This window comes from Kitasatospora sp. Root107 (assembly GCF_001424875.1).
Classification (GTDB): Bacteria; Actinomycetota; Actinomycetes; order Streptomycetales; family Streptomycetaceae; genus Kitasatospora.
This window is the reverse complement of record NZ_LMCT01000011.1, coordinates 142,099-154,039: the sequence shown is the minus strand read 5'-3', so window position 1 is coordinate 154,039 and position 11,941 is coordinate 142,099. Positions and strand designations below refer to the sequence as shown.

The 11,941-nt window shown below is 70.5% G+C and carries 12 protein-coding genes; 10 read left to right on the top strand and 2 right to left on the bottom strand.

The window, feature by feature from the left end; genetic code table 11:
* Positions 1–24 precede the first annotated feature (24 nt).
* Genes ASC99_RS10765 through ASC99_RS10755 form a run of 3 tightly spaced genes read left to right on the top strand, consistent with a single transcriptional unit; the run spans position 25 to position 3,269 of the window.
* The gene (locus tag ASC99_RS10765; RefSeq protein ID WP_057230635.1) at positions 25–963 is read left to right on the top strand and encodes a carbohydrate ABC transporter permease; all 939 of its coding nucleotides are present in this window, start codon (positions 25–27) and stop codon (positions 961–963) included.
* Positions 964–983: 20 nt separating this feature from the next.
* Positions 984–1,814, top strand: a complete 831-nt coding sequence (locus ASC99_RS10760; RefSeq protein ID WP_157531474.1) for a carbohydrate ABC transporter permease — start codon at positions 984–986, stop codon at positions 1,812–1,814.
* Between the two features lie 30 nt (positions 1,815–1,844).
* Entirely contained in the window at positions 1,845–3,269 is a 1,425-nt protein-coding gene (locus ASC99_RS10755; protein WP_057230632.1) for a GH1 family beta-glucosidase, read from the top strand.
* Between the two features lie 63 nt (positions 3,270–3,332).
* On the opposite strand, the gene rsgA is transcribed toward ASC99_RS10755, so the two are convergent.
* Together rsgA and ASC99_RS10745 are read right to left on the bottom strand one after the other, a co-directional pair.
* On the bottom strand, positions 3,333–4,430 hold the full coding sequence (gene rsgA / locus ASC99_RS10750) for a ribosome small subunit-dependent GTPase A (protein ID WP_235502453.1): 1,098 nt from the start codon (positions 4,428–4,430) through the stop codon (positions 3,333–3,335).
* Between the two features lie 334 nt (positions 4,431–4,764).
* Complete coding sequence (locus tag ASC99_RS10745; protein WP_082598236.1) at positions 4,765–6,012, bottom strand: YihY/virulence factor BrkB family protein; 1,248 nt, start codon at positions 6,010–6,012, stop codon at positions 4,765–4,767.
* Positions 6,013–6,180: 168 nt separating this feature from the next.
* Here ASC99_RS10745 and ASC99_RS42090 point away from each other — a divergent pair, with 168 nt between their 5' ends.
* From ASC99_RS42090 to ASC99_RS10720, 7 genes are all read left to right on the top strand, one after another.
* A complete protein-coding gene (locus tag ASC99_RS42090) occupies positions 6,181–6,264 on the top strand; it encodes a putative leader peptide (protein WP_310593185.1) in 84 nt (27 codons plus the stop codon).
* 186 nt (positions 6,265–6,450) lie between these two features.
* On the top strand, positions 6,451–8,175 hold the full coding sequence (locus ASC99_RS10740; protein ID WP_057230630.1) for a nitrite/sulfite reductase: 1,725 nt from the start codon (positions 6,451–6,453) through the stop codon (positions 8,173–8,175).
* Positions 8,172–8,348, top strand: coding sequence for an IS1 family transposase (locus ASC99_RS39365; RefSeq protein ID WP_162257867.1), 177 nt, complete (start codon positions 8,172–8,174; stop codon positions 8,346–8,348). Before ASC99_RS10740 ends, ASC99_RS39365 begins: the two co-directional genes overlap by 4 nt.
* Positions 8,332–9,030 carry a phosphoadenylyl-sulfate reductase gene (locus ASC99_RS10735; RefSeq protein ID WP_057230628.1) on the top strand — a complete coding sequence of 233 codons (699 nt, stop codon included), beginning with the start codon at positions 8,332–8,334 and terminating at the stop codon, positions 9,028–9,030. The genes ASC99_RS39365 and ASC99_RS10735 overlap by 17 nt, the downstream gene beginning before the upstream one ends.
* Before the next feature lie 50 nt (positions 9,031–9,080).
* On the top strand, positions 9,081–9,680 hold the full coding sequence (gene cysC / locus ASC99_RS10730; RefSeq protein WP_082598235.1) for an adenylyl-sulfate kinase: 600 nt from the start codon (positions 9,081–9,083) through the stop codon (positions 9,678–9,680).
* Complete coding sequence (cysD, locus tag ASC99_RS10725) at positions 9,677–10,612, top strand: sulfate adenylyltransferase subunit CysD (RefSeq protein ID WP_057230626.1); 936 nt, start codon at positions 9,677–9,679, stop codon at positions 10,610–10,612. Before cysC ends, cysD begins: the two co-directional genes overlap by 4 nt.
* Before the next feature lie 2 nt (positions 10,613–10,614).
* Positions 10,615–11,928 (top strand): sulfate adenylyltransferase subunit 1, encoded by a 1,314-nt coding sequence (locus ASC99_RS10720; RefSeq protein ID WP_057230624.1) that lies wholly within the window; start codon positions 10,615–10,617, stop codon positions 11,926–11,928.
* Positions 11,929–11,941 lie beyond the last annotated feature (13 nt).

Sequence of the window (11,941 nt, the reverse complement as noted above, 5' to 3'; positions counted from 1 at the left end):
CGGAGTGACCACCGAAGGACCACCATGGCCACTCTCTCCGCCCCGCTGCGCAGCTCGCAGCCCGCAGTCGCGCGGCCGCGCCGGGGTGCCCGGCTCGCCCCGTACGGCTTTCTCGCCCCGTTCTTCGTCCTGTTCGCGGCCTTCGGCCTGTTCCCGCTGCTGTACACCGCCTATGTGTCGCTGCACCGGGTCGAGTTGCAGACCTCCGAGCGGATGGACTGGCTGGGGTTCCAGAACTACACCCGGCTGTTCGAGGACCCGTTCTTCTGGAACGCGCTGGGCAACACCTTCACCATCGGGCTGCTCTCCACCGTCCCGCAGCTGCTGCTCGCGCTCGGTCTGGCCCATCTGCTCAACTACCGCCTGCGCGGCCGGACTTTCTTCCGGGTCGCGATGCTGATGCCGTACGCCACCTCGGTCGCGGCGGCCACCCTGGTCTTCGCCCAGCTGTTCGGCCGGGACTACGGGCTGATCAACTGGGCACTCTCCACGGTGGGGTTGAGCCCGGTCGACTGGCAGGCGAACACCTGGGCCTCGCAGTTCGGCGTCTCCCTGATCGTCACCTGGCGGTGGACCGGCTACAACGCGCTGATCTATCTGGCCGGCATGCAGTCCATCCCGCAGGAGCTGTACGAGTCGGCAGCCGTCGACGGCGCCTCCCGCTGGCAGCAGTTCCGGCACATCACGGTGCCCGGACTACGGCCGACCATCGTCTTCACCGTGGTGGTCTCCACCATCGGCGCCACCCAGCTGTTCGGCGAACCGCTGCTGTACGAGGGCAACTCGGGCGGCGGCATCTCGCACCAGTACCAGACCCTCGGGCTCTACATGTACGAGCAGGGCTGGACCTTCTTCCACCTGGGCCGGGCCGCCGCCGTGGCCTGGGTGATGTTCCTGCTGATCGTCGTGCTGGCCCTGGTCAACGCGGCCATCGCGGCCCGGCGCAACCGTACGGACCGGTGACCCCCGTGAAGAGAAGCTCCGTGAAGAGACGTTCCCCTCTCCAGGGCGGCCCGCTCGCCTACGGCGTGCTGATCGCCGCCACCCTGGTCTTCGTCTTCCCGTTCTACTGGACGCTGGTGGCCGCGAGCCGCTCCAACTCCGAGCTCAGCGCGGCCACTCCGGCGCTCACCCCGGGTCCGAACCTGTTCCACAACATCGGCGAGGCGCTGCAACAGGCTGCCATCGGGACGGCGTTGGTCAACTCGCTGGTCGTGGCGGCTGCGGTCACCGCCGGGGTGGTGCTCTCCTCCACGCTGGCCGGCTTCGCCTTCGCCAAACTCCGGTTCCGGGGGCGGGGGTTGCTGCTGGCGATCACGGTCGGCACGATGATGATCCCGCCGCAGCTCGGGGTGATCCCGCTGTTCATGGTGATCGTGAAGCTGGACCTGCAGAACAAGCTGCCCTCGGTCATCCTGCCCGCGCTGGTCTCCGCCTTCGGGGTCTTCTTCATGCGGCAGTTCCTGGTCCAGGCGCTGCCGGACGAGCTGATCGAGGCGGGCCGGATGGACGGCGCGTCGAGCCTGCGGATCTTCTGGTCGATCGTGCTGCCGGTGGCCCGTCCCGGGATGGCCGTGCTCGGCATGCTCACCTTCATGGCCACCTGGAACGACTTCTTCTGGCCGATCGTGGCCCTGAGTTCGCAGAACCCGACCGTCCAGGTCGCCCTCAAGTCGCTCGGCCAAGGCTACGTCCCGGACCAGTCGATCGTCATGGCCGGCACGCTGGTCGGCACCCTCCCCGTGCTGGTGGTCTTCGCACTGCTGGGCCGTCAGATCGTCGGCGGCATCATGCAGGGCGCCGTCAAGGGCTGACCCCTCTACTCTCACTTCATGGAAGGCGACATGTCCGTAGAAGCCCTACCGGCCCCCGTCCGCACCGACTTCCCCGCCGGATTCGTCTGGGGCGCGGCCACCGCCGCGTACCAGATCGAGGGAGCGGCCACCGAGGGCGGCCGCACCCCGTCCATCTGGGACACCTTCAGCCGCACCCCCGGCAAGGTCCGCAACGGCGACACCGGCGACATCGCCGCGGACCACTACCACCGCTACCGCGAGGACGTCGCGCTGATGGCCGAACTCGGCCTGGGCGCCTACCGGTTCTCGCTGGCCTGGCCGCGCATCCAGCCCGCCGGGAGCGGTCCGGCCAACGAGGCCGGGCTGGACTTCTACGACCGGCTGGTCGACGAGCTGCTGGCCAACGGCATCACCCCGGTCGCCACCCTCTACCACTGGGACCTGCCGCAGACCCTCGAGGACGCTGGCGGCTGGCTGAACCGCGACACCGCCTACCGGTTCGCCGAGTACGCGAGCCTGACGGCCCGTCGGCTGGGCGACCGGATCGGCACCTGGACCACCCTCAACGAGCCCTGGTGCAGTGCCTTCCTGGGCTACGGCTCCGGCGTCCACGCCCCCGGCCGGACCAGCCCGGCCGAGGCGCTGACGGCTCATCACCACCTACTGCTCGCCCACGGGTTGGGAGTTGCGTCCCTGCGGGCCGAACTGCCGGCCACCGCACAGGTCTCGCTCACCCTCAACCTGGCCGCGGTCCGCCCGCTCACCGAGGACCCGGCCGACCTGGACGCGGCCCGCCGGATCGACGGGCTGGCCAACCGGATCTTCCTCGACCCGGTGTTCCACGGCAGCTACCCCGCCGACGTGCTGGCCGACACGGCGGAGGTGACCGACTGGTCCTTCGTCCACGACGGCGACCTCGCCGAGATCTCCCGCCCGATCGACTCGCTCGGCATCAACTACTACACGCCGACCGTGGTGGCCGCCGACGACCCGGAGCACCCCGCGCCGCGCCAGGACGGCCACGCCGGCGAGCTCTCCCCCTGGCCCGCCGACACCGGCGTCCGCTTCCTGCCCGCCGAGGGCAGCCGGACGGCGATGGGCTGGCCGGTGGACGCGGACGGCCTGTACGAGCTGCTCACCCGGCTGCGCGACGACCTGCCGGGGCTGCCGCTGCTGGTCACCGAGAACGGCGCCGCGTACGACGACTACAGCGACCCCACCGGCGCGGTGCACGATCCGGAGCGGGTGGCGTACCTGCACGGGCACCTGGACGCGGTCCGCCGGGCGGCGGCGGACGGTGTGCCGGTGTGCGGCTACTTCCTCTGGTCGCTGCTGGACAACTTCGAGTGGGCGTACGGCTACGGCAAGCGGTTCGGCATGGTGCACGTCGACTTCGCCAGCCAGCGCCGGACGCCGAAGGACAGCGCCCGCTGGTACGCCGAGGTGATCCGCACCGGGCGGCTGCCGCGCTGAGCGGACACCGACGTGGGCCGCTGCTCCGGAACCTGACTCCGGAACAGCGGCCCACCGCCGTGCTCACTTCTTCGGCGACCCGCCCATGGCGCGGTGCGTCCGGGTGATGGTCTTCCACTTCTTCAGCCGCTCGGCCGCGAGCCGCGCGTCCGAACGCGAGGCGATCCACTCGTTCTCACGCTGGAGCTTCTGGTAACTCTCCCAACGCCGCTCCGAGATGACACCGTCCTCGATCGCGGCCCGCACGGCGCAGCCAGGCTCGGAGTTGTGCCCGCAGTCGTGGAACCGGCACTCCCCCGCCAGGTCCTCGATCTCGGAGAAGGCCTGCGCGAGGCCCTCGCCGCCGAACAGACCCGCGCCTCGCAGACCGGGGGTGTCGATCACCACGCCACCGCCGGGCAGCGGGATCATCTCGCGGGTGGTGGTGGTGTGCCGACCCTTCTCGTCCACCACGCGGGTCTGCTGCACCACCATCGAGTCGGTGTTGCTGAGTGCGTTGGTGAGCGTGGACTTGCCGGCGCCGGACTGGCCGATCAGCGCGCTGGTGGCGCCCATGCAGGCGCGCAGCACGTCGAGGCCGTCGCCGGTCTCGGCGCTGACCACCACCACGGCCACGCCGGGGGCGATCTGCTCGACGTCGGCCTTGACGAACTCGGCGTCGTCCACCAGGTCGCCCTTGGTGAGCACGACCACCGGGTCGGCGCCGGACTCCCAGGCGAGTGCCAGGAAGCGTTCGATCCGGCCGAGGTCGGGGTCGGCGGCGAGCGAGGCCGCGATCAGCACGGTGTCGACGTTGGCCGCCAGCACCTGACCCTCGGAGCGGTTGCCCGCGCCCTTGCGGATGATCGCGGTGGAGCGCGGCAGCAGGGCCGAGACGGTCGGCATCGGAGCGGCCGTCAGGTCGACGCCCACCCAGTCGCCGGTGCAGGCCCAGTTGATCGGGTCGGGGTCACGGACCGGCCGGATGTCGGCGCGGACGGTGTGCAGTTCCCCCGACTCGGGGTCGGCGAACAGCACGTCGCACATCCCCCGGTCGACCCGGGTGATCCGCGCAGGGGTGAGCCCGCCCTCGGCGAGGGGGGCGAAGAGCTCGTCGAGCTCGGAAGTCCAGCCGTAGTCGGCGAAGACAGGGGTGTGCAGAGAAACGGATGCGTGAAGCAACGCGATGGGGCCCTTCGGGAGGAATGCTTTCCCGGCGGGCGGCGGCTGCTGCGTGGAGTTCTGTTACTGCGTCAGCCGACGGCCGGGACGGGGAGGGGTGTGCGCGAGCTGCCCTGGGCAGCCGTGACCTGGGTGACAGCCACGAGGCTCACCTCCTGTTTCCGTACTCGGCCCGCTTCTTCCACGGGCGCCAACAGACGAACACGCTAGTGGGTCGGCGCGGCGGCCCGCATCCCATTTATGACCTGCGGTTTTCCCTCAGCGCCGACGGCCACCCCGGACGGCCATCGCAGACGGTAAGACCGCCGTCTCGGATGCTGGGACGGCTGGGCCGTCAGATCCCGTCCCACGGGCCACGCGGGGCCGGCCGGTCGGTGTCCGGGGGCGGCGGCGGGCGGCGGCGGTGATGAGGACCCCCGGAGGCGAGCCGGCCGCGCACGTTGCCCGGCGCCAGGAAGTCGGCCCAGCGCTCGGGGTACTCGGACGGCGGGTGGCTGTCGTCGTCCTCGTCCTCGTCCTCCTCCACGCCCTCGGCCAGGCCGAGCTCGCGGGCCAGCCGGGCCCGCTCCACCGCACGCCGGGCGGTGACCTCGCGGACCACCGCGGCGGCCGCCTCCTCGCTGGCCCGCTCGTTCTCGGCCCGGGCGTCGGCGGTCTGCACGGTCGGCCAGCGGCGGTCTATGGCGGCGTTCATCGCGGCGCCGATCAGCACCGCGAGCGCGACCACGCCGATCCACAGCAGCACCGCGACCGGCGCCGCCAGCGAGCCGTACACCGAGCGGCCCTCGACCGAGCTGACCAGGTAGACCCGCAGCAGGACGGAGCAGAACACCAGCACCACCAGGGCGACCAGCGCGCCGGGGATGTCCTCCCGCCAGGGCGTGGAGACCGGGACGGCCACGTGGTAGAGCGTGGTCAGGAAGACGATCAGCAGGGTGATCGCCACCGGCCAGTACAGCGCGTCGATCAGCCCCGACCACTCCGGCAGCGCGTTCAGCACCAGCCCTGGGCCGGTCAGCAGCAGTGGCAGCACCAGCGAGCCGATCACCAGCGCGCCGAGGTAGAGGCCGAGCGACATCATCCGGGTCTTGACCAGGCCGCGCTTGCCGTCCAGGCCGTACATCACGGTGATGGTGTCGATGAAGATGTACAGCGCCCGGGAGCCGGACCAGAGCGAGAGCAGGAAGCCGATCGAGATCAGGTCGGGGCGTTTGTCGTTGAAGACACTGTCCATCAGCGGCCGGACGGTCTGGTTCACCGAGCTGGGCGACAGCACCGTCCCGGTGGCGGTGATGATGTCCTCCTCCAGCCGCTCGATGGTGCCGGCCCCGAGGATGTCGTCGAGATAGCCCAGGGTGCCCGCCAGGCAGAGCAGCAGCGGGGGGATGGAGAGCAGGGTGAAGAACGCCGCCTCGGCCGCGAGCCCGGTCACCCGGTACTCGACACAGGTGTTGGTGGTGTCCTTGAGCAGGCTCCACAGCGTCTGACGCCACGTCGACCGGCGGGCCCGCCGCCCGCCCTTGCCTCGTCGTCGCGAGGGCCGCTCGGCTGTCGTCCTGGTGGTTTCCCCTGCTGGCTGCACGCCCCTACGGTATCGGTCGGCGGACGGTGAGCCGACGAGGCGCCTGACACACCCTCAACAGGGGCTCCGGCGTGCCACGCAGCGCCAGAATCTCACTCTGTGAAACCATTCCGTCCACTATGCGGACGATAGTGGACCGGGGACAGTGCGCCGTGCGAATCTCTTGCCATGCCGAGCGCCGGAACCACCCTAGTAGGTCGACTTCACGTCGATCTCCTTCGCGTGTCCAGCGCCATCTGTCCGGTGACCTGAGCCCTACCCCGCTGCCACCACCGCACCCCCGGCGCGTACCACCTCGCCGTCCCCGCCGCAGCGGATGTGCGAGCCCCAGGCAAGGTCACTGCTTCCCAAGTCCTCGCGGAACACCGCAGGTCACAGCAGGGCTACGCCTGGATGCTCACAGCCGCCACCAGAGCCACTGCCGTAAGGACTTTCACCATGGCCCCCACCCCCGAACCGGTCGAGCCCCCGGTCGACGCCGCCCCGGCGCGCCGGCCCGCCGCCGCCCGCAAGGTGACCCGCCACCGTGGCGAGGGCCAGTGGGGCATGGGGCACCGCACGCCGCTCAACCCCAACGAGCAGTTCAAGAAGGACGACGACGGTCTCAACGTGCGGACACGCATTGAGACGGTCTACGCCCGGCAGGGCTTCGCCTCGATCGACCCGGCCGACCTGCGCGGCCGGATGCGCTGGTGGGGTCTGTACACCCAGCGCAAGGAGGGGATCGACGGCGGCAAGACCGCGATCCTGGAGCCGCACGAGCTGGACGCCGAGTTCTTCATGCTCCGGGTCCGGATCGACGGCGGCCGCCTGACGGTGGCCCAGCTGAAGGCGATCGCCGAGGTCTCCGAGCAGTACGGCCGGGGCACCGCCGACCTGACCGACCGCCAGAACGTCCAGTACCACTGGATCCGGATCGAGGACATGCCCGCGATCTGGCAGAAGCTGGAAGCGGTCGGCCTCTCCACCACCGAGGCCTGCGGTGACACCCCGCGCGTCATCCTGGGCTCCCCGGTCGCCGGGATCGCCGAGGACGAGATCATCGACGGCACGCCCGCCATCGACGAGATCATGCGCCGGTTCATCGGCAACCCGGAGTTCTCCAACCTGCCGCGCAAGTTCAAGTCGGCGATCTCCGGATCGCCGCTGCTGGACGTGGCGCACGAGATCAACGACATCGCCTTCGTCGGCGTCGAGCACCCCGAGCACGGCCCGGGCTTCGACCTCTGGGTCGGCGGCGGGCTCTCCACCAACCCCAAGCTGGGTGTCCGGCTCGGCGCCTGGGTGCCGCTGGACGAGGTCGCCGACGTGTACGGCGGCGTGATCGGGATCTTCCGTGACTTCGGCTACCGCCGCCTGCGCAACCGCGCCCGGTTGAAGTTCCTGGTCGCCGACTGGGGCGTGGCGAAGTTCCGCCAGGTGCTGGAGGACGACTACCTCAAGTACCAGCTGATCGACGGCCCCGCGCCGAAGGAGCCCAGCGGCACCTGGCGCGACCACGTCGGCGTGCACCGGCAGAAGGACGGCCGGTTCTACGTCGGCTTCGCCCCTCGGGTCGGCCGGGTCAACGGCAAGCTGCTCGGTGAGATCGCCGACCTGGTCGCCGAGCACGGCTCGGACCGGCTGCGCACCACCGCCGAGCAGAAGATGATCGTGCTGGACGTCCCCGCCGACCGGGTCGAGTCGCTGGTGGCCGGCCTGGAGGCGCTGGACCTGCGGGTCAACCCCTCGCCGTTCCGGCGCGGCACGATGGCCTGCACCGGCATCGAGTACTGCAAGCTCGCCATCGTCGAGACCAAGGAGCGCGGCCGCACGCTCATCGACGAGCTGGAGACCCGCCTGCCGGACTTCGCCGAGCCGCTCACCATCAACATCAACGGCTGCCCGAACGCCTGCGCCCGGATCCAGGTCGCGGACATCGGTCTCAAGGGCCAGCTGGTGACCGACGAGAACGGCGAGCAGGTCGAGGGCTACCAGGTGCACCTGGGCGGCGCGTTGGGCCTGGAGGCCGGCTTCGGCCGCAAGGTCCGCGGCCTCAAGGTCACCAAGGACGGGCTGCCGGAGTACGTCGAGCGCGTGCTGACCCGGTACCAGGAGAACAAGAACGAAGGCGAGCGGTTCGCCCAGTGGACCGCCCGGGCCAGTGAGGAGCAGCTGTCGTGAGCGAACGCGCCGCCCCCTTCCACTGCCCCTACTGCGGCGACGAGGACCTGCGTCCCTCCGAGGCCGGCCACGGCTCCTGGGAGTGCCACAGCTGCCGCCGGGCGTTCCAGCTGAAGTTCCTCGGCCTGCTGTCAACCACCAACGGGGGTACGGCACATGAGTCTCGCGACTGACTACGAGGAGCTGGCCGCCAAGGCCGCCGTCGAGCTGGAGGAGGCACCGGCGCAGGAGATCCTGCGCTGGGCCGCCGACAACTTCGGAAAGCGGTTCTGCGTCACCTCCTCGATGGAGGACGCGGTGGTGGCCCACCTGGCCTCCTCCGTCTTCCCGGGCGTGGACGTGGTGTTCCTGGACACCGGCTACCACTTCGCCGAGACCATCGGCACCCGGGACGCGGTGGCCGCGGTGATGCCGGTCAACGTCATCACCCTCAAGCCGCTGCGGACCGTGGCCGAGCAGGACGCCGAGTACGGCGCCAACCTGCACGACCGCGACCCGGACCTGTGCTGCTCGCTGCGCAAGGTCGAGCCGCTCAACCGGGGGCTCGGCGGCTACGACGCCTGGGCCACCGGGCTGCGCCGGGACGAGTCCCCGTCGCGGGCCAACACCCCCGTGGTGGCCTGGGACGCCAAGCGCCGCAAGGTCAAGCTCGCCCCGATCGCCCGCTGGACGCAGGCGGACGTGGACGCGTACGTGGCCGCCAACGGGGTGCTGCTCAACCCGCTGCTGTGGGAGGGCTACACCTCGATCGGCTGCTCGCCGCTGTCCTGCACCGCCAAGCCGGGCGAAGGCGAGCAGGGCCGGGCCGGGCGCTGGGCCGGCTCGGGCAAGACCGAGTGCGGCATCCACCTCTGATCCACCTGATCCACCTGATCCACCGTCAACTACCTTCTGGAGATCTCACCGTGAGCACAGCCACCACCCCGGTTGCCGACGGAGCCGCAGAGGCGGCCCCGCAGGCCGCCGCCTGCGAGCTCGGCGCCACTGTGTGGCTGACCGGGCTGCCCAGTGCGGGCAAGACCACCCTGGCCTTCGCGCTGGCCGAGCGGCTGCGCGCCGAGGGCCACAAGGTCGAGGTCCTGGACGGTGACGAGATCCGCGAATTCCTTTCCAAGGGACTGGGGTTCAGCAAGGAGGACCGGCACACCAACGTGGCCCGGATCGGCTTCGTCGCCGAGAAGCTGGCCGCCAACGGTGTGAAGGTGCTCGCCCCGGTGATCGCGCCCTACGCCGACTCCCGGGCCGCGGTCCGCGAGCGGCACGCGGCGCTCGGCACCGAGTTCCTGGAGATCCACGTCGCCACCCCGGTGGAGCTCTGCTCGGAGCGCGACGTCAAGGGCCTGTACGCCAAGCAGGCCGCCGGTGAGATCTCCGGTCTCACCGGGGTCGACGACCCGTACGAGGCGCCTACGCTGCCGGAGTTGCGCCTGCAGACCCAGGGCCGCGAGGTGGCCGAGTCGGCCGCCGAGCTGTACGCCTTCCTGACCGAGAGGGGCCTCGCATGACCACCGCTACGGACAGCCTGCCGGCCACCGACAGTCCCTTCACGCTGTCCCACCTGGACGCCCTCGAAGCGGAGTCGGTGCACATCTTCCGTGAGGTGGCGGGTGAGTTCGAGCGGCCGGTGATCCTGTTCTCCGGCGGCAAGGACTCGATCGTCATGCTGCACCTGGCGCTCAAGGCGTTCTGGCCCGCGCCGGTGCCGTTCACCCTGCTGCACGTGGACACCGGCCACAACTTCCCCGAGGTCATCGAGTACCGGGACCGCACGGTCGCGCAGCACAACCTGCGCCTGCACGTCGCGCACGTCCAGGACTTCATCGACGACGGCCGGCTGCGCGAGCGCCCGGACGGCACCCGCAACCCGCTGCAGACCGTCCCGCTGCTGGACGCGATCGAGTCGCACAAGTTCGACGCGGTCTTCGGCGGCGGCCGCCGGGACGAGGAGAAGGCCCGGGCCAAGGAGCGGGTGTTCTCGCTCCGCGACGAGTTCGGCGCCTGGGACCCGCGCCGCCAGCGCCCCGAGCTGTGGAGCCTGTACAACGGCAAGCACGCGGTCGGCGAGCACGTCCGGGTCTTCCCGCTCTCCAACTGGACCGAGCTGGACGTCTGGCAGTACATCGAGCGCGAGGGCATCGAGCTCCCGGAGATCTACTACGCCCACCACCGCGACGTGTTCAAGCGGGACGGCATGTGGCTGACCGCCGGCGAGTGGGGCGGCCCGAAGGAGACCGAGACGGTCGAGAACCGGCTGATCCGCTACCGCACCGTGGGCGACATGTCCTGCACCGGTGCGGTCGACTCGGACGCGGCGACCATCGCCGACGTGATCACCGAGATCGCCGCCAGCCGCCTCACCGAACGTGGCGCCACCCGAGCGGACGACAAGATGTCCGAGGCCGCCATGGAAGACCGCAAGCGCGAGGGGTACTTCTAAACATGAGCACCACCATCGAGACCAGCGCCACCTCGCTGCTCCGCTTCGCCACCGCCGGGTCCGTGGACGACGGCAAGTCGACCCTGGTCGGCCGGCTGCTGCACGACTCCAAGTCGGTGCTGACCGACCAGCTGGAGGCCGTCGAGCACGCCTCCCGCAAGCGCGGTCAGGAGACCCCCGACCTGGCACTGCTCACCGACGGCCTGCGGGCCGAGCGCGAGCAGGGCATCACCATCGACGTGGCCTACCGCTACTTCGCCACCGCCCGGCGGCGGTTCATCCTGGCCGACACCCCCGGGCACGTGCAGTACACCCGGAACATGGTGACCGGCGCCTCCACCGCCGAGCTGGCCGTGGTGCTGGTGGACGCCCGCAACGGCGTGGTCGAGCAGACCCGCCGGCACGCGGCCGTCGCCGCGCTGCTGCGGGTGCCGCACGTGGTGCTGGCGGTCAACAAGATGGACCTGGTCGAGTACGCCGAGCCCGTCTTCGCGGCCATCGCCAAGGAGTTCACCGCCTACGCCGCCTCGCTGGGCGTCACCGACGTGGTGGCCGTGCCGATCTCGGCGCTGGCCGGGGACAACGTGGTCGAGCCGTCCGCGCACATGGACTGGTACGGCGGCCCGACCCTGCTGGAGCACCTGGAGACGGTGTCGGTGACCACCGACCCGAGCGAGCAGCCCGCCCGCTTCCCGGTCCAGTACGTGATCCGCCCGCAGAGCGGAGAGCACCGCGACTACCGTGGCTACGCAGGCCAGTTGGCCTCCGGCGTGCTCCGGGTCGGCGACCCGGTGACGGTGCTGCCGAGCGGTCACACCACGACCGTCGCGGGTATCGACGCGCTCGGCGTGGAGACCGACATCGCCTGGGCCCCCCAGTCGGTGACGGTCCGTCTGGCCGAGGACATCGACATCTCGCGTGGCGACCTGATCGCGGCCGGCGCAACTCCCGTTCCCACCAAGGACGTCGAGGCCACCGTCTGCCACCTGAGCGACCGTCCGCTGCACGTCGGGGCGAAGGTGCTGCTCAAGCACACCACCCGGACGGTGCGCGCACTGGTCAAGGAGATCTCCTACCGGATCGACATCGACACTCTCGAACAGCGCTCCGGCGCCGAGGGGTTGGCGGTCAACGAGATCGGCCACGTGGTGCTGCGCACCGCCGAGCCGCTCGCCCTGGACAGCTACTCCGACAACCGCCGGACCGGCTCGTTCCTGCTGATCGACCCGGCCGACGGCACCACCCTCACCGCCGGTATGGTGGGCGAGGCGTTCGACACCGTACGTACCGACGCTGATGGGGAGGACTGGGTCTGATGCCCAGCGAAGC